21 protein-coding genes are annotated in these 21,177 nt (G+C 72.3%); 8 read left to right on the top strand and 13 right to left on the bottom strand.

Features of this window, described 5'->3' with window-relative positions:
* The 8 genes from hisF to hisD are packed head-to-tail and all read right to left on the bottom strand — an operon-like array spanning position 1 to position 5,747.
* Positions 1 to 756 (bottom strand): imidazole glycerol phosphate synthase subunit HisF, encoded by a 756-nt coding sequence (gene hisF / locus ACFV2S_RS08045; RefSeq protein ID WP_385555319.1) that lies wholly within the window; start codon positions 754 to 756, stop codon positions 1 to 3.
* Positions 753 to 1,151, bottom strand: a complete 399-nt coding sequence (locus ACFV2S_RS08040; protein WP_385555317.1) for a RidA family protein — start codon at positions 1,149 to 1,151, stop codon at positions 753 to 755. Before ACFV2S_RS08040 ends, hisF begins: the two co-directional genes overlap by 4 nt.
* Positions 1,148 to 1,882: a bifunctional 1-(5-phosphoribosyl)-5-((5-phosphoribosylamino)methylideneamino)imidazole-4-carboxamide isomerase/phosphoribosylanthranilate isomerase PriA gene (gene priA / locus ACFV2S_RS08035; RefSeq protein WP_385555316.1), complete on the bottom strand. Its 735-nt coding sequence runs from the start codon at positions 1,880 to 1,882 to the stop codon at positions 1,148 to 1,150. Before priA ends, ACFV2S_RS08040 begins: the two co-directional genes overlap by 4 nt.
* A gap of 2 nt (positions 1,883 to 1,884) precedes the next feature.
* Positions 1,885 to 2,532 (bottom strand): imidazole glycerol phosphate synthase subunit HisH, encoded by a 648-nt coding sequence (gene hisH, locus ACFV2S_RS08030; protein WP_385555314.1) that lies wholly within the window; start codon positions 2,530 to 2,532, stop codon positions 1,885 to 1,887.
* Positions 2,529 to 2,693, bottom strand: a complete 165-nt coding sequence (locus tag ACFV2S_RS08025; protein ID WP_383795617.1) for a hypothetical protein — start codon at positions 2,691 to 2,693, stop codon at positions 2,529 to 2,531. The genes hisH and ACFV2S_RS08025 overlap by 4 nt, the downstream gene beginning before the upstream one ends.
* 2 nt (positions 2,694 to 2,695) lie before the next feature.
* Positions 2,696 to 3,289 carry an imidazoleglycerol-phosphate dehydratase HisB gene (gene hisB, locus ACFV2S_RS08020; protein WP_056560681.1) on the bottom strand — a complete coding sequence of 198 codons (594 nt, stop codon included), beginning with the start codon at positions 3,287 to 3,289 and terminating at the stop codon, positions 2,696 to 2,698.
* A complete protein-coding gene (locus ACFV2S_RS08015; protein WP_385555312.1) occupies positions 3,286 to 4,398 on the bottom strand; it encodes a histidinol-phosphate transaminase in 1,113 nt (370 codons plus the stop codon). Before ACFV2S_RS08015 ends, hisB begins: the two co-directional genes overlap by 4 nt.
* A gap of 5 nt (positions 4,399 to 4,403) precedes the next feature.
* Complete coding sequence (gene hisD, locus ACFV2S_RS08010; protein ID WP_383795622.1) at positions 4,404 to 5,747, bottom strand: histidinol dehydrogenase; 1,344 nt, start codon at positions 5,745 to 5,747, stop codon at positions 4,404 to 4,406.
* A gap of 194 nt (positions 5,748 to 5,941) precedes the next feature.
* Between hisD and ACFV2S_RS08005 the strand changes: the two genes are divergently transcribed.
* The 4 genes from ACFV2S_RS08005 to ybaK all read left to right on the top strand — a co-directional run bounded on the left by ACFV2S_RS08005 (position 5,942) and on the right by ybaK (position 9,970).
* Positions 5,942 to 7,555, top strand: coding sequence for an oxidoreductase (locus ACFV2S_RS08005; protein ID WP_383795625.1), 1,614 nt, complete (start codon positions 5,942 to 5,944; stop codon positions 7,553 to 7,555).
* A 77-nt stretch (positions 7,556 to 7,632) separates the two neighbouring features.
* The gene (locus ACFV2S_RS08000; protein WP_385555310.1) at positions 7,633 to 8,685 is read left to right on the top strand and encodes a hypothetical protein; all 1,053 of its coding nucleotides are present in this window, start codon (positions 7,633 to 7,635) and stop codon (positions 8,683 to 8,685) included.
* 11 nt (positions 8,686 to 8,696) lie between these two features.
* Entirely contained in the window at positions 8,697 to 9,434 is a 738-nt protein-coding gene (locus ACFV2S_RS07995; protein ID WP_383795629.1) for an LON peptidase substrate-binding domain-containing protein, read from the top strand.
* Between the two features lie 38 nt (positions 9,435 to 9,472).
* A complete protein-coding gene (gene ybaK, locus ACFV2S_RS07990; RefSeq protein ID WP_383795633.1) occupies positions 9,473 to 9,970 on the top strand; it encodes a Cys-tRNA(Pro) deacylase in 498 nt (165 codons plus the stop codon).
* Positions 9,971 to 9,997: 27 nt separating this feature from the next.
* On the opposite strand, the gene ACFV2S_RS07985 is transcribed toward ybaK, so the two are convergent.
* From ACFV2S_RS07985 to ACFV2S_RS07970, 4 genes are all read right to left on the bottom strand, one after another.
* Positions 9,998 to 10,636, bottom strand: a complete 639-nt coding sequence (locus tag ACFV2S_RS07985; RefSeq protein WP_385555308.1) for a DUF2567 domain-containing protein — start codon at positions 10,634 to 10,636, stop codon at positions 9,998 to 10,000.
* 34 nt (positions 10,637 to 10,670) lie between these two features.
* Entirely contained in the window at positions 10,671 to 11,474 is an 804-nt protein-coding gene (locus ACFV2S_RS07980; RefSeq protein ID WP_383797859.1) for an ABC transporter permease, read from the bottom strand.
* A gap of 100 nt (positions 11,475 to 11,574) precedes the next feature.
* A complete protein-coding gene (locus ACFV2S_RS07975; protein ID WP_385555732.1) occupies positions 11,575 to 12,546 on the bottom strand; it encodes an ABC transporter ATP-binding protein in 972 nt (323 codons plus the stop codon).
* A 20-nt stretch (positions 12,547 to 12,566) separates the two neighbouring features.
* Complete coding sequence (locus ACFV2S_RS07970) at positions 12,567 to 13,973, bottom strand: NYN domain-containing protein (protein WP_385555306.1); 1,407 nt, start codon at positions 13,971 to 13,973, stop codon at positions 12,567 to 12,569.
* 216 nt (positions 13,974 to 14,189) lie between these two features.
* On the opposite strand from ACFV2S_RS07970, the gene ACFV2S_RS07965 reads away from it, so the two are divergent.
* Positions 14,190 to 14,363 carry a hypothetical protein gene (locus ACFV2S_RS07965; protein ID WP_189802284.1) on the top strand — a complete coding sequence of 58 codons (174 nt, stop codon included), beginning with the start codon at positions 14,190 to 14,192 and terminating at the stop codon, positions 14,361 to 14,363.
* A gap of 76 nt (positions 14,364 to 14,439) precedes the next feature.
* On the opposite strand, the gene dnaE is transcribed toward ACFV2S_RS07965, so the two are convergent.
* Complete coding sequence (gene dnaE / locus ACFV2S_RS07960) at positions 14,440 to 17,979, bottom strand: DNA polymerase III subunit alpha (protein WP_385555303.1); 3,540 nt, start codon at positions 17,977 to 17,979, stop codon at positions 14,440 to 14,442.
* Positions 17,980 to 18,136: 157 nt separating this feature from the next.
* On the opposite strand from dnaE, the gene ACFV2S_RS07955 reads away from it, so the two are divergent.
* From ACFV2S_RS07955 to ACFV2S_RS07945, 3 genes are all read left to right on the top strand, one after another.
* A complete protein-coding gene (locus ACFV2S_RS07955) occupies positions 18,137 to 19,462 on the top strand; it encodes a DUF2252 domain-containing protein (protein ID WP_385555301.1) in 1,326 nt (441 codons plus the stop codon).
* 70 nt (positions 19,463 to 19,532) lie between these two features.
* Positions 19,533 to 20,219: a hypothetical protein gene (locus ACFV2S_RS07950; RefSeq protein ID WP_385555299.1), complete on the top strand. Its 687-nt coding sequence runs from the start codon at positions 19,533 to 19,535 to the stop codon at positions 20,217 to 20,219.
* Positions 20,220 to 20,272: 53 nt separating this feature from the next.
* Positions 20,273 to 21,088 carry a thioredoxin domain-containing protein gene (locus tag ACFV2S_RS07945; RefSeq protein ID WP_385555298.1) on the top strand — a complete coding sequence of 272 codons (816 nt, stop codon included), beginning with the start codon at positions 20,273 to 20,275 and terminating at the stop codon, positions 21,086 to 21,088.
* The last annotated feature ends 89 nt before the right edge of the window (positions 21,089 to 21,177 follow it).

Raw genomic sequence — 21,177 nt, 5'->3', positions numbered from 1 at the left:
TCAGCGGACCGGGTGGCCCGCCTCCCGCAGCGTGTCCTTGACCTGCGAGATCCGCAGGTCGCCGAAGTGGAAGACGGAGGCCGCGAGCACCGCGTCCGCGCCTGCCGCCACGGCCGGCGGGAAGTCGGCGAGCCTGCCGGCGCCGCCCGAGGCGATCACCGGGACCGTCACGTGCTTGCGCACGGCCGCGATCATCTCGGTGTCGTAGCCGTCCTTCGTACCGTCGGCGTCCATCGAGTTGAGCAGGATCTCCCCCGCGCCCAGCTCGGCGGCCCGGTGCGCCCACTCGACGGCGTCGATGCCGGTGCCCTTGCGGCCGCCGTGCGTCGTCACCTCGAAGGAGCCCGAGGCGGTGCGGCGCGCGTCCACGGACAGCACCAGCACCTGCCGGCCGAAGCGCTCCGCGATCTCCTGGATCAGCTCGGGGCGCGTGAGGGCGGCGGTGTTGACGCCGACCTTGTCGGCACCGGCCCGCAGCAGCTTGTCGACGTCCTCGGCCGAGCGGACGCCGCCGCCGACCGTGAGCGGGATGAAGACCTGCTCGGCGGTGCGGCGCACCACGTCGTAGGTGGTCTCCCGGTTGCCGGAGGAGGCGGTGATGTCGAGGAAGGTCAGCTCGTCGGCGCCCTCGGCGTCGTACAGCTTGGCCATCTCGACGGGGTCGCCCGCGTCCCGCAGGTTCTGGAAGTTGACGCCCTTGACGACCCGGCCGTTGTCCACGTCCAGGCAGGGGATCACCCGTACGGCGAGGCTCATGCTTCCTCTCCCCGGTACGCCTCGACCTCGACCTCGACGACCAGGCTCGGGTCGACGAAACCGGAGACGATGATCATCGACGCGGCGGGACGGACGGCGTCGAACAGTTCCTTGTGGGCGCGGCCGACCTCGTCCACGTCCCGGGCGTGCGTGATGTACATCCGGGTGCGGACGACGTGCTCCGGGCCCAGGCCCAGCTTCTTCAGCGCGTCGAAGGCCACGTTGAACGAGTTGACCGTCTGCTCGTGGGGGCCGCCCCCGGCGATCTGGCCGCCGACCACCGACGTGCAGCCGGAGACCAGGACGGTGCCGTTCGGGAGTTCCACCGCGCGGGAGTAGCCGAACTGCTCCTCCCAGGGAGCGCCGGTGACGACCTTGCGGACCTCGGAGGTCACGGCTTCACCGCCGCGAGCGCCTCTTCGAGGGTGAACGCCTCGGCGTACAGCGCCTTGCCGACGATCGCGCCCTCGACACCGAGCGGCACCAGGCCGGACAGGGCCCGGAGGTCGTCCAGGGAGGACACGCCGCCGGAGGCGACGACCGGCTTGTCGGTGGCCGCGCAGACGTTCTTCAGGAGCTCCAGGTTGGGGCCCTGGAGGGTGCCGTCCTTGGCGATGTCGGTGACGACGTAGCGGGAGCAGCCCTCCGAGTCGAGGCGGGCGAGCGTCTCGTACAGGTCGCCGCCGTCGCGGGTCCAGCCGCGGCCGCGCAGGGTCGTGCCGCGCACGTCGAGACCGACGGCGATCTTGTCGCCGTGCTCGGCGATGACCTTGGCGACCCACTCGGGGGTCTCCAGGGCGGCGGTGCCGAGGTTGACGCGGGTGCAGCCGGTGGCGAGGGCGGCGGCGAGCGTGGCGTCGTCGCGGATGCCGCCGGAGAGCTCGACCTTGATATCCATGGCCTCGGTGACCTGGCGGACCAGGTCGCGGTTGTCGCCGGTGCCGAAGGCGGCGTCCAGGTCGACGAGGTGGAGCCACTCGGCGCCGGCGCGCTGCCAGGCCAGGGCCGCCTCCAGCGGGGAGCCGTAGGAGGTCTCGCTGCCGGACTCGCCGTGGACGAGCCGGACGGCCTGGCCGTCGCGGACGTCGACGGCGGGGAGGAGTTCGAGCACGCTGTTAGACGGCACGGTCACAGGGTTCCGATCCAGTTGGTGAGGAGCTGGGCTCCGGCGTCGCCGGACTTCTCGGGGTGGAACTGCGTCGCCCACAGGGCGCCGTTCTCCACCGCCGCGACGAAGGGCTCGCCGTGGGTGGCCCAGCTGACCTTGGGGGCGCGGATGTTCTTGTTGCCGACCTCCAGGGTCCACTCGCGCACCGCGTAGGAGTGCACGAAGTAGTACCGGTCGCCGGCGTCGAGCCCCGCGAAGAGCTGGGTGTCGGCGGGCGCGTCGACCGTGTTCCAGCCCATGTGGGGGACGACGGGGGCGTTCAGCGGTCCGACCGTACCGGGCCACTCGTCGAGGCCCTCGGTCTCCACGCCGTGCTCGATGCCCTGGGCGAAGAGGATCTGCATGCCGACGCAGATGCCCATGACCGGGCGGCCGCCGGCGAGCCTGCGGCCGATGATCCAGTCGCCGCGGGCCTCCTTGAGGCCCTGCATGCAGGCGGAGAAGGCACCGACGCCGGGGACGAGGAGCCCGTCGGCGTTCATCGCGGTGTCGTAGTCGCGGGTGATCTCGACGTCGGCGCCGACGCGGGCGAGCGCGCGCTCGGCGGAGCGCACGTTTCCGAAGCCGTAGTCGAAGACGACGACCTTCTTCGGGGAGGCCGTGCTCATGACCACACGTCCAGACGCAGCACTCCGGCGGAGAGGCACATCGCGGCACCGAAGGCGAGCAGGACGATGAGGCCCTTGGGCATCTGCTGCTTGACGAAGGAGTAGATCCCGCCGAGCAGGAAGAGCCCGACGAGGATCAGGATGGTGGAGAGGCCGTTCACGACTAGAGCGCGCCCTTCGTGGAGGGGAGGATTCCGGCGGCGCGCGGGTCGCGCTCGGAGGCGTAGCGGAGCGCGCGGGCGAGGGCCTTGAACTGGCACTCCACGATGTGGTGGGCGTTGCGCCCGTACGGCACGTGGACGTGCAGCGCGATCTGGGCCTGGGCGACGAAGGACTCCAGGATGTGCCGGGTCATCGTCGTGTCGTACGAGCCGATCATCGGCGCCATGGTCTCGGGCTCGGTGTGCACGAGGTACGGGCGGCCGGAGAGGTCGACGGTGACCTGGGCGAGCGACTCGTCCAGCGGGACCGTGCAGTTGCCGAAGCGGTAGATGCCGACCTTGTCGCCGAGGGCCTGCTTGAAGGCGGCGCCGAGGGCGAGGGCGGTGTCCTCGATGGTGTGGTGCGAGTCGATGTGCAGGTCGCCGTCGGTCTTGACCGTGAGGTCGAAGAGCCCGTGACGGCCGAGCTGGTCGAGCATGTGGTCGTAGAAGCCGACCCCGGTCGACACGTCGACCTTTCCGGTGCCGTCGAGGTCGATCTCGACGACGACGGAGGTCTCCTTGGTGGTGCGCTCAACGCGGCCTACGCGGCTCATCGTTCCTGCTCCTTCATCAATTCACGGACCGCGTCGAGGAACGCGTCGTTCTCTTCGGGGGTGCCTGCGGTGACCCGCAGCCATCCCGGTACGCCGTTGTCCCGGACCAGGACGCCCCGGTCGAGGATCGACTGCCAGGCCGCGTGCGTGTCGGGGAACTTCCCGAACTGCACGAAGTTGGCGTCGGAGTCGGTGACCTCGCAGCCGAGGGCGCGCAGCTCGGTGACGAGCCGGTCGCGCTCCGCCTTGAGCTGCTCGACGTACCCGAGGAGGGTGTCGGTGTGCTCCAGGGCGGCGAGCGCGGTGGCCTGGGTGACGGCCGAGAGGTGGTACGGGAGGCGGACCAGCTGGACGGCGTCGACCACGGCCGGGTGGGCGGCGAGGTAGCCGAGGCGGAGCCCGGCGGCGCCGAAGGCCTTCGACATCGTCCGGGAGACCACCAGGTGCGGGCGGCCCTCCAGGAGCGGCAGCAGCGAGTCGCGGTGGCTGAACTCCACGTACGCCTCGTCCACGACGACCATCGAGGGCTTGGCCGCCTGGGCCGCCTCGTACAGGGCGAGGACGGTGTCGGCCCCGACGGCGGTGCCGGTGGGGTTGTTGGGCGAGGTGATGAAGACGACGTCCGGCGCGTTCTCCGCGATGGCCTGGACGGCCGCCTCCACGTCGATGGTGAAGTCCTCGTTGCGCGGGCCGGAGATCCAGCCCGTGCCGGTGCCGCGGGCGATCAGGGCGTGCATCGAGTACGAGGGCTCGAAGCCGATCGCGGTGCGGCCGGGGCCGCCGAAGGTCTGGAGGAGCTGCTGGAGGACCTCGTTGGAGCCGTTGGCCGCCCACACGTTCTCGACGCCGACCGGGTGCTTCCCGGTGCGGGTGAGGTAGGCGGCGAGCCCGGTGCGGAGCTCGACCGCGTCGCGGTCGGGGTAGCGGTTGAGGCCGCGGGCGGCCTCGGCGACCCGCTCCGCGATCCGGGCCACCAGCGGCTCGGGCAGCGGGTAGGGGTTCTCGTTGGTGTTCAGCTGGACGGGGACGTCGAGCTGGGGCGCGCCGTAGGGGGACTTGCCGCGCAGCTCGGCCCGGACGGGCAGGTCGTCGATCTTGATCTGGCTCACTTGTTCTACGGCACCTTCCAACCGAAACGGGCCTTGACGGCGGCGCCGTGCGCGGGCAGGTCCTCGGCCTCGGCGAGCGTGACGACGTGGTGGGCGACGTCGGCGAGGGCGTCGCGCGTGTAGTCCACGATGTGCACGCCGCGGAGGAAGGACTGCACGGAGAGGCCCGAGGAGTGGCAGGCGCAGCCGCCGGTGGGCAGGACGTGGTTGGACCCGGCGCAGTAGTCGCCGAGCGAGACCGGCGCCCAGGGGCCGACGAAGATCGCGCCGGCGTTGCGGACGCGGTCGGCGACGGCGGCGGCGTCGGCGGTCTGGATCTCCAGGTGCTCGGCGCCGTACGCGTCGACGACCTTGAGGCCGTCGGCGAGGTCGCGGACGAGGACGATCGCGGACTGGCGGCCGGCCAGGGCCGGGACGATCCGGTCGTCGACGTGCTTGGAGGCGGCGACCTGGGTCTTCAGCTCGGCCTCGGTGGCGGCGGCCAGCTCGTCCGAGTCGGTGACGAGGACGGAGGCGGCCATCGGGTCGTGCTCGGCCTGGCTGATGAGGTCGGCGGCGACGTGCACGGGGTCGGCGGTGGAGTCCGCGAGGATCGCGATCTCCGTCGGGCCGGCCTCGGCGTCGATGCCGATGCGTCCCTTGAGGAGGCGCTTGGCGGCGGCCACGTAGATGTTGCCGGGGCCGGTGACCAGGTTGACGGGGGCGCAGCCGGGCTCGCCGGCCGTCCCGGTGCTGTCGAGGGTCCCGTACGCGAACATGGCGATCGCCTGGGCGCCGCCGGCCGCGTAGACCTCGTCCACGCCGAGGAGGGCGCAGGCGGCGAGGATCGTCGGGTGCGGAAGGCCCCCGAAGTCCTTCTGCGGGGGCGAGGCGACGGCCACGCCCTCGACGCCGGCCTCCTGGGCCGGGACGACGTTCATCACGACGGAGGACGGGTAGACGGAGCGGCCGCCCGGCACGTACAGGCCGACGCGCTCGACGGGGATCCACTTCTCCGTGACCGTGCCGCCGGGGACGACCTGGGTCGTGTGGGTGGTGCGGCGCTGCTCGCGGTGGACGAGGCGGGCGCGCCGGATGGACTCCTCCAGGGCGGCGCGGACGGCCGGGTCGAGCTCGTCGAGGGCGCGGGTGAGCTCCTCGGCCGGGACACGCAGGCTCGTGAGGCGGACGCCGTCGAACTTCTCCCCGTAGTCGATCACCGCCGCCGCGCCATGATGCCTGACGTCCTCGCAGATCGGCCGCACCTTCTCCAGGGCGGCTTCCACGTCGAACTCGGCACGGGGCAGCAGGTCACGCAGGGCGGAACCCTCGGGGAGGGTGTCGCCGCGCAGATCGATTCGAGAGATCACGGGTCAATTCTCTCAGACGGCCCACAGCGCCGGACGCCCGTATCACTGGCTGATACACGCCACGGTGGCGTCTCCTCGCCACTCCTGACCGTTAGCGTTCAGCCCGTCACAGCGCGGGAAGAACGACTGTACGAATCCACGAATCCCGGAAAGCGGAATCGTGGGAGCGCATCGGGGAGAGCGAGGGGGCGGCAGTGACCGAGCCGCACGAGGACGGGATGCCGGACGGTCTCACGGGGCCGGAGCGGGCCGTGTGGCGGGCCTTCCGGATCGGCAGGACCTGCGATCTGACGGAGGGGATCGCGGAGCGGGACGACCCTTTCGGAGGACGGGAGTGGGGGGAGGAGCGGAGCGTCCGCGCCGACGTGGTGGCGCTGCTGCTGCTCGACGGACCGCCGGCGCGGTCGGGGCGGGTGGCCGCGCTGAAGCTGCGCGGGGTGAGGATCACCGGCGTGCTGAACCTGGCGGGCGGGACGATAGGGCCGTACGTGGAGCTCCACAGCTGCCGGTTCGACGGCGAGGTGGTGCTGCCGGAGGCGCGGTTCGGCACCCTGCGGATGGTCGAGTGCCTGCTGCCGCGCCTGGAGGCGGCACGGCTCCACACGGAGGGGGACCTGCACCTGCCGCGCTGCCGGGTGCGGCGGGGCATCCGCCTGACGGACGCCCAGATCGGCACGGACCTGCTGATCAACCAGATCCAGGTGTGGCCGGACCGGCGGGGCCGGGCCATCACGGCGGACGGGCTGGTGGTCGCCCAGGACCTCCAGGCCGAGCTGGTCGAGGCCCACGGCGAGCTGAGCCTGCGCGGGGCGAAGGTGGGCGTCTCGCTCAGCCTGCGGGGCAGCGTGCTGCGCGGGGCGCAGGGCCGCCGCGCGCTGAACGCCCCGCAGCTGACGGTGGAGCGCTCGCTCTATCTGAACGCGGCCTGGGTGTACGAGGAGTCGGGGAGCTCGGGCCCGGCGGGAAGCTCCACGGCCACTCCGCCGTACGGGGTGACGCCCGTCCAGGGCGCCCGGCGCAAGCCGGTGGAGTGCCACGGCGGGGTGCGGCTCGACGACGGCCGGTTCGGTGACGCGGTGGACCTCCACCACGCGCGCTTCCTGCTGGACGGCGCGCGCCGGGAGGAGCTGTCGCTGCGCCGGATCGTGACCCCCGAGCTGCGGTTCAACGGGGAGCGGCCGGAGGAGGGCCGGGTCGTGCTGAACGGCGCGAAGGTCGTCACCCTCATCGACCTGTCGACCAGCTGGCCGGGGCCCGGCGGGCTGGCCATGGGCGGCTTCGCCTACGAGAACCTCGTGCCGTACGGGCACTTCCCGCTGGCCCGGCGGCTGGAGTGGGTGGCGGCGGCGACCCCGGAGTACGCCCCCGAGCCGTACGAACGCCTCGCGGCCGTCCTGCGCGGCAGCGGCGAGGACGCGGACGCGCGCGAGGTGCTGCTCGCCAAGCAGCGCCGCCGACGCGAGACCCTGCCGATCGCGGGGAAGCTGTGGGGCTACCTCCAGGACTGGACGGTGGCGTACGGCTACCGGCCGGGCCGGGCGGCGCTGTGGATGGCCGTGCTGTGGGCGGCGGGCACGGTCGCCTTCTCCCACTACCGCCCGACGGCGCTGAAGGCGGACGAGGCGCCCGAGTGGAACGGCACGCTGTACGCCCTGGACCTGCTGCTGCCCGTGATCAACCTCGGCCAGGACGGCTACTGGCGGCTCGAAGGGCTGTGGCAGTGGGCGGCGACGGGCCTGATCCTCCTCGGCTGGATCCTCGCGACGACGGTGGCGGCCGGTGCGACCCGGCTGCTGCGGAGGGGGTGAGGGTGGTGTCGCGGTGCCGTGAGGGTGCTGTCGTGACCCCGTGATGCTGCTGCAGCGGCGGGCCCGGCCGGGGGAGAATGCACAGCACCATGTCCTTGCTCCGCGCCCTGGTCGGCACCCTCCGCTCGGCCCGGCACGCACCGCGGCTCGCCGCGGGGCTCGTGCCGGACGACGACGTGCTGCTCGACGCCCCGGACGAGCGGCTGGCCCCCGCCCTGGTCGCCGCCGCCCTCGGTGACCAGGAGCCCGCCGCGAAGCTGCTCGCCACCACCCGGGACGCCGGCGAGTGGGAGGACCGCGACCGGTACGTCACCCGGCTCGCCGCCTTCGCCCAGCACCGGGGCGACTGGCTCACCCGGTGGCTCTCCGACGCACCCGGCGATCCCGACGCCCTCCTCGTCACGGCGCAGCTCGCCGTCCGCAGGGCCTGGGAGTCCCCGGCGCGGGCCGAGCGGCTGCGCGAGCTCGCCCCGCTGGTCCAGGACCTCGCCGGGGCGGCCCCGCACGACCCGGTGCCGTGGCGGCTGGCCCTGGACCACGCGCGCGGGGCGCACGCGGGGCCCGCGGTCTTCGAGTCGCTGTGGGAGCAGGCCGTGCGCCGCTCCCCGCACCACTACGGCTGCCACGTGGCCGCCCTGAAATACCTCTCCGCGCAGTGGTACGGCTCACACCGCGCCGCCTTCGACTTCGCCGAGCAGGCCGCCGACGACGCCGCCGCGGACTCGCTCGTCAGGGCGCTCCCGGTCCGCGCGGCCCACGACGGGCTCGGTGTGCCGCCGGGTCCCGACGGATCCGTGCCGGCCGCCCGGGTCGACCGGGCGGTGGTGCGCGCCCGGGCGCTGTCGGCGGCGTTCCCGCCGGGTGACCCGTGGCCGGCGGAGATCCGCAACCTGCTCGCGCACGTGCTGGTCGAGCGGGGCCGCTGGGCGGAGGCGTGGGAGGAGTTCGGGCGGATCGGCCCGTACGCGAGCTCCTTCCCCTGGGGCGCCGCGCGGGGCTCCGCACCGGAGGATCCCCTGCTCCGCTTCCTCGCCGCGCGGGACCGGGTGCGGGGCGAACTGGCCCGCCGGACACCGCTGAGGGGACCGGGTCGTGGAACACCCGGACGGGGCGGGCCCGGCGGCCATTAGGCTTGGCGGCTGTGACCACCGCTCGCCTTCCCCTCTTCCCGCTCAACGCGGTGCTGTTCCCCGGCCTCGTGCTGCCCCTGAACGTCTTCGAGGAGCGTTATCGCGCCATGATGCGCGAGCTGCTCACGGTCGACGACGCCGAGCCCCGGCGCTTCGCCGTCGTCGCCATCCGCGACGGCCGCGAGGTCGCGCCGACGGCTCCGGGCATGCCGGACCAGACGGCGCTGCCGGAGAAGGGCCCGGCGGCGGGCTTCGGCTCCGATCCCGTCCAGTCCTTCCACCGGGTCGGCTGCATCGCCGACGCGGCGTCGATCCGGGAGCGCGCCGACGGCAGCTTCGAGGTGATGGCGACCGGCACGACCCGGGTGAAGCTGCTCTCCGTCGACGCGAGCGGGCCGTTCCTGACGGCCGAGGTCGAGGAGATCCCCGAGGAGCAGGGCGAGGAGGCGGGCACCCTCGCCGAGGGGGTGCTGCGGGCCTTCCGGAGCTACCAGAAGCGCCTCGCGGGCGCCCGGGAGCGTTCACTGACGACGAGTGAGCTGCCGGACGAGCCGTCCGTGGTGTCCTACCTGGTCGCGGCGGCGGCGGTGCTCGACACCCCGTCGAAGCAGCGGCTGCTCCAGGCGCCGGACACGGCGACCCGGCTGCGCGAGGAGCTGGCGCTGCTGCGCGCGGAGACCGCGGTGCTGCGGCACCTGCCGTCGCTGCCGGTGGTGGACCTGACGCAGACCCCGACGTACCCGAACTGAACCGGCCCCGCCGGAGCGACCGAGCCGAGGAAGAGCGCGTGGCGAAGAAGCAGAGGAAGAACAGCGGCGGCACTCCGGCGACGGTGGCCCTGACGGAGGCCGGCACCCCGTTCACGGTGCACGCGTACGAGCACGACCCGGCCTCGCCCTCGTACGGCGAGGAGGCGGCGGAGGCCCTCGGCGTCTCCCCCGACCGGGTCTTCAAGACGCTCGTCGCGGACGTCGACGGCGAGCTGACGGTCGCGGTGGTCCCGGTCGCGGGTCAGCTGGACCTGAAGGCCCTGGCCTCGGCGGTCGGCGGGAAGCGCGCCGCGATGGCCGACCCGGCGGCGGCGGAGCGCACGACGGGGTACGTCCGGGGCGGCATCTCCCCGCTGGGCCAGCGCAAGCGGCTCCGTACCGTCCTCGACTCCTCGGCCTCGGACCACGCGACCGTGTGCGTCTCCGCGGGCCGGCGCGGCCTGGAGGTGGAGCTCTCCCCCGCCGACCTGGCCGCCCTCACCTCGGCGGTCGTGGCCCCGATCGGCCGCGCCTGACGTACGGCGCGGCCACCCCGGGGGCCGTCAGTGCGAGCCCGGCCCCTGTGTGTACGGCTTGGGCTGTCCCCAGGGCTCCGGCTCGGGGTCACGGGGGCCGAAGACCGCCGTGAGCGCCAGATGCACGATCATCGCGGCGAGCGGCCAGGCCAGCATCGCGGCGGCCGCCAGGTTCAGTTCGAGGGGTGCCTCGAAGGCGACGTTCGGGCCGACCGCCTTCGCGTGGGCGACCACGTCGTCGGTGGGGCCGAAGCTCGTCCCGATCCACCAGGCCAGCAGTGAGCCCAGGCCGCCGCCGAGCGCAAGGCCGAGGACGAGCGGGACGCCGCCCTTGCGGCGCAGCAGGAAGACGACGAGCGCGGCGACCGCGCCGAAGGCCAGCGCGAGGAGCACGAACGTGCCGTCGGCGCCGATCGCCTGCTCCCCCTCGGAGTTCCGCAGGTAGACGCCCTTGCCGTCCGAGATGAGCAGGACGCGCGGGGCCAGGTTCAGCCACAGCACCCCGAGCAGCACCCCGGCGACCGCGGAGGCGAGGGTCACCAGCAGGCCCTGCACGACCTCGGCCCCCGTGATCGGGTCACCGGCCGGGCCGTCCATGGGCGGGGGCGGCGGGGGCCAGTCGGGATCGTTCGGCGGCTGGTGAGGCGGAGTCAGAGGTGCGGTCACCCCGCCATCGTGCCAGGTGTCCCTGTGGCCCGCCTCAGCGGACGGCGGCCCGCCGGTAGGCCCAGGTGGCGAGGGAGAGCGAGACCAGGCCGACCGCCCCGCACACGGCGAGGTCGACGGCGACGGCCGCCCAGTCGGGGTGCGGGTCGAAGGTGCGGGCCAGGGCCTCCACGCCGTACGTCGACGGCAGCAGGTCCCGTGCCCAGCCGATCGGTCCCGGCATCCGCTCGGCCGGCAGGACCCCGAGGAGCAGGGCCGCCGACATGCCGAGCTGGCCGAGGAGGGTGGCCAGCTCCTGGCGGGGCGCGAGGAGCCCGAGGGCCGCGCCGAGCCCGGCGAGGGCCGCGCCGGAGAGCGGGACGACGGCGGCGAGGATCCAGAGATGGCCGAGGGGCAGCCCGAAGAGCACGGACCCGGCGACGGCGGTGACGGCGGTCCCCGGCACCGTGAAGGAGGCGTACGCCCCGGCGGCGCCGAGGACGACGGCGGCGGGCGGCACGGGCAGGGTGGCGTAGTGGTCGAGGCCGCCGCCGGCCCGCAGCTGCCCGAAGTACTGGGCGAGCAGGTTGAGCGCGACGAAGGCGACGACGAGGACGGTGGAGCCGGCGACGACGGCGCGCGCCTCGGAGCCTCCGTCGACGACCCCGCGCATCAGGATCATGATCCCGATGGACTGGAAGGTGGCGACGAAGAGCAGCGGGATGCGGGCGACGCGGGCACGGGAGAGCTGGGCGCGGTAGACCGCGGCCAGGGCCGGAAGGAGCCGGGCGCGCGGGGCGAGGGGCGCGGCGCCGTCGTCCGCGTCCCGGCTCGTGGCGGGGAGCGTGCCGGGCTGCAGGACCTCGGCGGGCAGGGTGCTCACTGCGTACAGCTCCTGGGGGTGACGTGCGGTACGTGAGAAGTGTGCCGTGCGCGGGAGGTGTGCGGTACAGAGCGGGTCACGCCTTCACCAGTCCCTCGGTCGCGCCGCCCAGGGCGAGGTACACGTCCTCCAGGCTCGGCGTGGCCAGGGTGAAGTCGTCGAGCGCGGCGAACGCGGGCCCGCCGGTGACGGTCGCGACGGCCGCGCGGGCCTCGTCGGGGGCGAGCCGGAGGTGCCAGCGGCGGCCGGTCTCCTGGGCGAGCCCGCGCAGGGCGGCGATCTCGGGCAGCTGGAGCGGCGGCGCGTCGCGCCAGACCAGCTCGACGCGGACCTCGCCGGCGACCCGCTCCTTGAGTCCGGCCGGGGTGTCGCAGGCGATGACCCGGCCCCGGTCCAGGACGGCGACCCGGTCGAGGACGGTCTCGGCCTCGATGACGTTGTGGGTGACGAGGACCACCGTGGTGCCGTGCTCGGCGCGGCGCCGGTCGACGGCGGCCCAGACGGCGCGCCGGGCGACGGGGTCCATGCCGGTGGTGGGTTCGTCGAGGACGAGGACGGGCCGGCTGCCGACGAGCGCGGCGGCGAGGCAGGCGAGCCGCCGCTGTCCGCCGGAGAGCTTCTTGAGGGGGCGCCCGGCGAGCTCGCCGAGGCCGAGCTCCTCCAGGACGGCGTCGCGCTCGGCGCGGGCGTCGCGGGCGGTGAGTCCGCGGAGCCGTCCGGTGGTCTCGGCGGCGAGGGAGACGGTCAGCTCGTCGAGGGCCGTGGACTCCTGGCCGAGGTGGGCGAGGAGCCGGGCCGCCCGCTCGGGGTGGCGCACGAGGTCGTGGCCGAGGAGTTCGACGGTGCCGGAGTCGGGGCGCATGAGCCCGGTGAGCTGGCGGACGAGGGTGGACTTGCCGGCGCCGTTGGGGCCGAGCAGGCCGAAGATCTCGCCGCCGCGCACGTCGAGGCTGATCCCGTCGGTGGCCCGCACCTCGGGGGTCGCGGGCGCACCGCGCCTGCCGCGCGTGGCGGGGTACGTCTTGACCAGATCCCGCACCACGCACACCGTACTCACGGAGGAAGAGCCTACGGGGTCGCCGGGCCCGCTCCGGGCGCGGGGGCGTGTTCGGCGGCGGCCCGGACGTCGATCTCGCGCCAGAACCCGGCCCGGATCGCGTACCGGTCGTGTTCGTCGATCTGGTCGTCCTTGTGGGCGAGAAGTCCGAAACGGGCCGCGTACCGGAGGAGTTCGCCGTCGATGCGGTGCGGGATGCGCGGGTAGAGGGTGGAGAGCTTCTGGACGTGGCTCTGCTCGGGGAGCCGCTCCATCCACCGGCGGGCGAACACCTGTCCGACCTCGAACGGGTCGCCGCCGACGGTGGTGATGTCCTCCTCGCGGTCCGCCCAGCGCTGCTCCGCGCTGGTGAGCGAGGCGAGGGTGGGAAGGGTGGCGGTCTCGGCGGGCTCACCGAGGGAGGGGGCGGGGCGCTCGACCCAGCCGCGGTCGGAGGACCAGCGGAGCGCGCTCGCGCCCTGCGGGACCGGGGCGGCCGCGACGCCGGGCGTCCCGGGGGCACCGGGGCCGCGCAGCCCCGCCAGGTCCTTGGGGGTGGGGACGCCCCTGCCGGGCGAGGCCGGGGCGGGCACGCCGTCGCCGTCCACGTGCTCGTCGCCGTCGACCCGGCCCTCGGCGTCGAGGTGGCCCGCGCCGTTGAGGTGTCCGGCGCCGTTGAGGTGGCCGGCACCGCGCAGGTGCCCGTGGCCGCCGTTGCCGTTCGTGTCGGCGGGGGCCGGTGAGCCGTTCCGTGCGGCCGCGGCGGCGGCCTCCGCGGCCCGTTCGGCGGAGGCGGCGAGGGCCGCCTCCGGCAGCGGAGCGGAGAGGATGGCGGCGATCTCGGGGCGCGGGGCGGGCGGCGGCGCGCAGATGCCGGTGAGGTCCTTGGCGCGGACGGCCCGGGTGATCCAGGCCCGGTCGAGGACCCGCCGTTCGTCGGCCTCGGCGACGAGGTCCTCCGACTGGTTGTAGTCGCCGTCGGCCGCCTGGACGGCCCACAGGTGGACGGCGACGCCGTGCTCCTTGGCGGACATCAGGCCCGGCAGCAGGTCACCGTCGCCGGTCACGAGCACGATGTCGGAGCAGGCCCTGTTCCGGGCGAGCTCGGTCAGCTCGGTGTGCATGGCCGCGTCGACGCCCTTCTGCGCCCAGCGGCCGTCGCTCCTGGTCAGAGCGCCCAGCCGGACAGTGACCCGGGGCATCACGCGGAGCCTGCGGTGCTCGGGCTGGGGCACCCGGTCGGGGGCGCCGTCGAACCAGTAGATCCGCAGGAGGGGCAGGGCGGTCTCGGCCTCGGCGCGCTGCCGCAGCTGCTGGATCAGGCCGGCGTGGTCGACGGTGATCCGGGAGCGGGCCGGTTCCCCGGCGAGGAGACTGGCGGCGGCGCCCAGCAGGTAGCCGGCATCCACCAGGACGACGCAGCGGTCCACGTGTTCCACCCTCTTTCGGGAGCCTCGGGTTCGAAAGGGTGCTTCGGGTTCCTTCGAGTCTGCCCGACGGCCAGGTGCTTGACGTCCGGAACTGGATCATCGGCGTGGCGAGTATCACGCCCACTGGGCCACTACCCTCCGTAATGATCCAAAATGCGGCGGTTCATACGGTGTGTGAGTCTGACAGCGGCCCTGGCCCCTAGGTCCCCTTGAGGAGGCAACCCCATGGCCAAGAACCGCAACCAGAACCGCAGTCAGAAGCAGCCGTCGCAGGCCGAGCGCGGCCAGCAGCAGGCGCAGCAGTCGGCGATGGAATCGCAGGCGGAGCAGCGCGCGAGCCAGGTCACGCCGGGTGACATGGCACGCAAGGGTCGCCAGAAGCGTTTCGGCCACAACTGACGCTGCTCGACGGCAAAGGGGCGCGCCCGTGACGACGGGCGCGCCCCTTGCGCGTGGGCGAGGGTCCGGGTGCCGGTCAGCCGGCCAGGCAGGACGGGCCGAGCAGCACCTTCAGGTCGCCGAAGAGCGCCGGGTCGGCGGTCACCCGGTGCCGGTCGAGCCGGAGCACGGTGGTGCTCCGGGGTCCCTGGAGCTTGATCCGCACCTCGGTGTTGCCCTTGTGGTGCTTGAGGATCTCGCCGAGCCTGCTGACCATCGGCGGGGTCACCTTCACGGTCGGGATGGTGAGGATCACCGGCGCGTTGGTCCCGGCGTTCGACAGGTCGGGGACCATCAGCTCCATGGCGACGAGGCGGGGCACGTCCTCGCGCTTGTCGAGGCGTCCCTTGACGAAGACGACCGTGTCCTCGACCAGCTGGGTGGAGACGAGCTGGTAGGTGGCCGGGAAGAACATGCACTCGATGGAACCGGCCAGGTCCTCGACGGTGGCGATCGCCCAGGCGTTGCCCTGCTTGGTCATCTTGCGCTGGAGGCCGGAGATGATGCCGCCGATGGTGACGACCGCGCCGTCGGAGTGCTCGCCGCCGGTCAGCTGGGAGATCGCCGCGTCCGTCTTGTCGGACAGGACGTGCTCGATGCCGAAGAGCGGGTGGTCGGAGACGTAGAGGCCGAGCATCTCGCGCTCCTGGGCGAGCAGGTACGACTTCTCCCACTCGACGTCGGAGAACTCGACGTCGAGGCCGAAGCCCGGCTCGTCGGCGGACTCGTCGCCCATGCCGCCGAACAGGTCGAACTGTCCCTCGGCCTCCTTGCGCTTGACCGCCACCACGTTGTCGATCATGGGCTCGTGGTGGGCGACCATGCCCTTGCGGGTGTGGCCCATCTCGTCGAAGGCGCCGGCCTTGATCAGCGACTCGATGGTCCGCTTGTTGCAGACGACGGCCTCGACCTTGTCGAGGAAGTCGGGGAAGGAGGAGTACTTCCCCTTGGCCTTGCGCGACTTGATGATCGACTCGACGACGTTGGTGCCGACGTTCCGGACGGCGGAGAGGCCGAAGAGGATCACGTCGTCGCCCTGGGCGGCGAAGTTCGACTCGGACTCGTTCACGTTCGGCGGGAGCACCTTGATGCCCATGCGGCGGCACTCGTTGAGGTAGACGGCGGACTTGTCCTTGTCGTCCTTCACCGAGGTGAGCAGACCGGCCATGTACTCGGCGGGGTAGTTCGCCTTGAGGTAGGCGGTCCAGTAGGAGACCAGGCCGTACGCGGCGGAGTGCGCCTTGTTGAAGGCGTAGCCGGCGAAGGGGACCAGGACGTCCCAGAGCGCCTGGATCGCCTCGTCGCTGTAGCCGTTCTTCTTCGCGCCCTCCTGGAAGATGACGAAGTTCTTCGCCAGCTCCTCGGGCTTCTTCTTGCCCATCACGCGGCGCAGGATGTCGGCCTCGCCGAGTGAGTACCCGGCGATGATCTGGGCGGCCTTCTGCACCTGCTCCTGGTACACGATCAGGCCGTAGGTGACCGCGAGCACCTCTTCGAGCGGCTTCTCCAGCTCGGGGTGGATCGGGGTGATCTCCTGCTGCTTGTTCTTGCGCAGGGCGTAGTTCGTGTGCGAGTTCATGCCCATCGGGCCCGGCCGGTACAGGGCGGACACGGCGGAGATGTCTTCGAAGTTGTCGGGCTTCATCAGCCGCAGCAGCGACCGCATGGGTCCGCCGTCGAACTGGAAGACACCGAGGGTGTCACCGCGGCAGAGCAGTTCGTACGTCTTGGGGTCGTCCAGCGGCAGGGCCAGCAGGTCGAGGTCGATGCCCTTGTTGGCCTTCACCATCTTGACGGCGTCGTCCATGATCGTGAGGTTCCTGAGGCCCAGGAAGTCCATCTTGATCAGGCCGAGCGACTCGCACTGGGGGTAGTCCCACTGCGTGATGGTCACGCCGTCCGTGTGCCGCACCCAGATCGGCGCGTGGTCGACGATGGGCTCGCTGGACATGATCACGCCGGCCGCGTGCACGCCCATCTGCCGGACCAGGCCCTCGACGCCCCGGGCGGTGTCGATGACCTTCTTGACGTCCGGCTCGTTCTCGTACATCGCGCGGATCTCGCCGGCCTCGCCGTAGCGCGGGTGCGAGGGATCGGTGATGCCGTTGAGGTCGATGCCCTTGCCGAGGACGTCGGCGGGCATGGCCTTGGTGAGCCGGTCGCCCATGGCGTAGGGGTAGCCGAGGACGCGCGCGGAGTCCTTGATGGCGTTCTTCGCCTTGATCTTGCCGTAGGTGCCGATCATGGCGACCTTGTCGGAGCCGTACTTCTCCGTCACGTACCGGATCACCTCGACGCGCCGGCGCTCGTCGAAGTCGATGTCGACATCGGGCATCGAGACGCGCTCGGGGTTGAGGAAGCGCTCGAAGATCAGTCCGTGCGGGATCGGGTCGAGGTCGGTGATGCCCATGGCGTACGCGACGATCGAGCCGGCCGCGGAGCCTCGGCCGGGGCCCACGGCGATGCCCTGCTTCTTCGCCCACATGATGAAGTCGGCGACGACGAGGAAGTAGCCGGGGAAGCCCATCGCGATGATGGTGTCCATCTCGTACTCGACCTGCTTCATGCGGTCCTCGGGGATGCCCCCGGGGAAGCGGCGGTGCATGCCCCGCATGGTCTCCTCACGGAACCAGGTCGTGTCGGTGTAGCCCTCCGGGATGTCGAACTTCGGCATGAGGTCCCGGGCCTCGAACATGCCGGTGGTGTCGATCTGCTCGGCGACCAGGAGGGTGTTGCGGCAGCCCTCCTGCCAGGCGTCCGACGAGTCGATGGCGTACATCTCGTCCGTGGACTTGAGGTAGTAGCCGGTGCCGTCGAAGCGGAAGCGGTCCGGGTCGGAGAGGTTCTTGCCGGTCTGGATGCAGAGCAGGGCGTCGTGCGCGGCCGACTCGTGCGCGTACGTGTAGTGGGAGTCGTTGGTGACCAGCGGCGGGATGCCGAGCTTCTTGCCGATCTCCAGGAGCCCGTCGCGGACCCGGTGCTCGATCTCGATGCCGTGGTCCATCAGCTCCAGGAAGTACCGGTCCTTGCCGAAGATGTCCTGGTACTCGGAGGCGGCCTTCAGGGCCTCGTCGAACTGGCCGAGGCGCAGACGGGTCTGCAGCTCGCCGGAGGGGCAGCCGGTGGAGGCGATCAGGCCCTCGGACCACTGGGAGATGGTCTCCTTGTCCATCCGGGGCCACTTCTGGAGCCAGCCCTCGGCGTACGCGTCGGAGGAGAGCTTGAAGAGGTTGTGGAGCCCGGTGGCGTTCGCCGCCCAGATCGTCTTGTGGGTGTAACCGCCGGAACCGGAGACGTCGTCCCGCTTCTGGTGCGGCTGGCCCCACTGGATCTTCCGCTTGTTGCGCCGGGACTCCGGGGCGACGTACGCCTCGATGCCGATGATCGGCGTGACCCCGGCCTTCTTCGCGCTGTGGAAGAAGTCGTACGCCCCGTGCAGGTTGCCGTGGTCGGACATGGCGATGTGGGTCATGCCCATCTCGTTGCACGCGTTGAACATGTCCTTCAGCCGCGCGGCACCGTCCAGCAGCGAGTACTGGGTGTGGACGTGGAGGTGCGTGAAGGGCGGCTTGGTCACGGGGGAGGCCTCCGACTGAATTTCTGGGGGGACAGCGTGGAAGTCTACGTCGGCCGACTGACAACACGCGGGCACTCGGGGGTACGGTCACGCGTTGGAAGACCGGGAACACCTGTCCCATTTGTCATGAGCAGTCTTGCACCAGGAGGCACCCTCGATGTCGGTCCCGCAGCCCACCGCAGACGAGCGCGGTGAGCACATCCTCGCCGTCTTCGACACCGCCTTCGGCGAGCTCCTCGCCGCCGACCCGGCGGCCTTCCGCGTCAAGTTCCGGAAGATGGCCGGATCCGCCTTCGCCTTCTACCGGGGGACGGCCTGCCTGTTCTACTCGGACCTGGAGCGGGAGGCCCACGGCGGCCCCTACCTGGACGAGCAGACCGGCCGGGTCTGGATCCACGGCGACCTCCACGCCGAGAACTTCGGCACGTACATGGACGCCAACGGCCGGCTCGTGTTCAACGTCAACGACTTCGACGAGGCCTACGTCGGGCCCTTCACGTGGGACCTGAAGCGCCTCGCCGCCTCGCTCGCCCTGATCGGCTACGCCAAGGCGCTCAGCGACGAGCAGATCACCCACCTGGTCCGGGTCTACGCCGCGGCCTACCGGGAGCGGATCCACGCCCTCGCGACCGGCGCCAAGGGGGACGAGGTCCCCGCCTTCACCCTGGAGACCGCCGACGGGGCGCTGCTCGGCGCCCTGCGCGAGGCCCGGTCGCTGACCCGCTTCGGGCTGCTCGACTCGATGACCGGGATCCACGACTTCGAGCGGCGCTTCTCGGCGGGCGGCGGCGCGATCGAGCTGGACGCCGCCACCCGGTACAAGGTCCTCGCGGCCTTCGACGGCTACCTGGAGACCCTGCCGGAGTCCTCCCTGGCCCGCCCCGACTCGTACCGGGTGAAGGACGTCGTCGGGCGGCGCGGGATCGGCATCGGCTCGGCCGGCCTCCCCTCGTACAACATCCTCCTGGAGGGCAACAGCGACGCCCTGGAGAACGACGTCGTCATCTACCTGAAGCAGGCGCAGACCCCCGCGGTCTCGCGGCACGTCACGGACGCGGCGGTGCGGGGCTACTTCCGGCACGAGGGCCACCGCACGGTGATCTCGCAGCGGGCGCTCCAGGCGCACGCCGACCCGTGGCTGGGCTGGACCGAGCTGGACGGGGCGGGCCAGCTGGTCGCCGAGGTGTCGCCGTACGCGGTGGACCTGGACTGGTCGGACATCGACGACCCGGACGAGATCGCGGCCACCGTCGCCGACCTGGGCCGGGCGACGGCCACGATGCACGCGGCGGCGGACGACGAGAGCGGGCACTCCCTGGTGCCGTTCTCGACGGAGCGGGCCATCGACGCGGCGATCGCCGCCGACGAGGAGGGCTTCGCCGGGCTCCTGGTCGACTTCGCCCACACGTACGGGGCGCGGGCGCGGGCGGACCACCAGATTTTCGTGGACCTCTTCCGCAACGGCCGGATCCCGGGACTGTAGGGGCCGGTGCGGTCCTCCACAGACTTCCTTTAAGGACGTCTTACGGGCCGGCATGGGACACTCCACGACGATGGACATGGCAGGGACGCAGCTGAGGGCGCTGCGGGCGGCGTTCTTCACGGCCTTGGTCGTGACGCTGTCCGTGGCGTCCCACGTGCTGCTCTCGCGCGTGCCGCTGCCGCTGGGGACGGTCGTCCCGGTGGCGGTCGGCGTCTTCGCCGTGGCGTACGCGCTGGCCGGCCGCGAGCGCGGGCTCGGCCCGATCGCCGGGCTCCTGGTCCCGCTGGAGCTGGCCGCCGACACCCTGTTCACCAGCGGTCAGGCGGTCTGTTACGGCCCCGCGGGCGGCCCGGTCGCCGGTTCGCTGCGGGCGGTGGGCGTGGAGGTGTTCTGCGGCGGCGCTGTGGGCACCCCGCTACCCGGCGTGGTGACCCCGGAGGGCGGGAGCGCCGCCGCGCTGCTCGACTCCCCCGACCCGGCGCTGCCGTGGCTGCTGCTCCTGGCCCACGTGGGCGTGGGGCTCTCGGCGGCGTGCTGGCTGCGCGGCGGGGAGCGGGCCCTGGCCCGGCTGCTGCGCGCGCTGGAGACCTTCGCCTTCCGGCCGCTGCTCCTCGTGGCGGCCTTCTTCCGGGCCCCGGTCCCGGCGCCGCCGAGCGCCGGGCGGCCGGCCGGGCGGCCGCGCTCCTCCCGCACCCGGCTCCTCGTGCACTCCGTCGGGCGGCGGGGGCCGCCGCGTCCGGTGCTCGCTCTCGTCTGAGCGGGCCCCGCGCGTCCCCCTGCCCTTCCCCACCTTTCACGGAGATCACGATCATGAGTGCACGCAACAACCACGCCAACAAGGCCGCGGCCCGCGAGCGGCTGCGCGAGGAGCGCGAGCGTCAGGCCAAGAAGGACCGGGCCCGCCGGCAGCTGGTCGTCGGCGTCTCGGCCGTGGCCGTGCTGGCCGCCGCCGGCGGCATCGGCTACGCGGTCGTCCAGTCGAACAAGCCCTCCCAGTGGGAGGCGGCGGCGGACGCGAAGACGGTGACGGCCCCGAAGAACACCACGGGCACGAACGGCACGACCGTCGTCATCGGCAAGGACTCCGCGAAGAAGACGCTGGAGGTGTACGAGGACTCGCGCTGCCCGGTCTGCGCGACCTTCGAGCAGACCGTGGGCTCGACGGTCGAGAAGGACGTCGAGGCCGGCAAGTACAAGATCAAGTACGTCGGCGCCACCTTCATCGACAACGGCATCCCGGGCGAGGGCTCGAAGAACGCCCTGTCCGCCCTCGGCGCCGCGCTGGACGTGAGCCCGGAGGCCTTCCTGAAGTACAAGGCCGCCCTCTACTCCACGAAGTTCCACCCGGAGGAGAAGGACGACAAGTTCGCCAAGGACTCCTACCTCGTCGAGGTGGCGGACTCGGTCCCGGCCCTCAAGGGCAACGCCGAGTTCAAGAAGAACGTCCAGGACGGCACCTTCGACGCGTGGGCGATGAAGATGTCGCAGGCCTTCGACGCGAGCGGGGTGCAGGGCACGCCGACGTTCAAGATGGACGGCAAGGCGGTCACGGTGGCGGGCACGCAGAACCCGCCGATGACGGTGGCCGAGTTCGACACGGCGATCGCCGCGGCGCTCAAGGCCTGACCCCTCTCCCCCCTGTCTCGTATACACAGCGGACGCGGGCGACGGCAATTTGTTTGTAGATGGAGGGGGGGGGGGGATAAGTTAAAAGT

The sequence above is a fragment of the Streptomyces sp. NPDC059695 genome (assembly GCF_042733785.1).
Classification (GTDB): Bacteria; Actinomycetota; Actinomycetes; order Streptomycetales; family Streptomycetaceae; genus Streptomyces.
The sequence above is the reverse complement of the archived record's forward strand: the minus strand, read 5'-3'. Positions and strand labels throughout refer to the sequence as shown.

Bases quoted from the DNA above. Each gene is read 5' to 3' on its own strand.
- hisF (WP_385555319.1), bottom strand. From the start codon at position 756: ATGAGCCTCGCCGTACGGGTGATCCCCTGCCTGGACGTGGACAACGGC.
- hisH (WP_385555314.1), bottom strand. From the start codon at position 2,532: ATGAGCACGGCCTCCCCGAAGAAGGTCGTCGTCTTCGACTACGGCTTC.
- hisB (WP_056560681.1), bottom strand. From the start codon at position 3,289: ATGAGCCGCGTAGGCCGCGTTGAGCGCACCACCAAGGAGACCTCCGTC.
- ACFV2S_RS08000 (WP_385555310.1), top strand. From the start codon at position 7,633: ATGCACAGCACCATGTCCTTGCTCCGCGCCCTGGTCGGCACCCTCCGC.
- ACFV2S_RS07965 (WP_189802284.1), top strand. From the start codon at position 14,190: ATGGCCAAGAACCGCAACCAGAACCGCAGTCAGAAGCAGCCGTCGCAG.
- ACFV2S_RS07955 (WP_385555301.1), top strand. From the start codon at position 18,137: ATGTCGGTCCCGCAGCCCACCGCAGACGAGCGCGGTGAGCACATCCTC.
- ACFV2S_RS07950 (WP_385555299.1), top strand. From the start codon at position 19,533: ATGGACATGGCAGGGACGCAGCTGAGGGCGCTGCGGGCGGCGTTCTTC.
- ACFV2S_RS07945 (WP_385555298.1), top strand. From the start codon at position 20,273: ATGAGTGCACGCAACAACCACGCCAACAAGGCCGCGGCCCGCGAGCGG.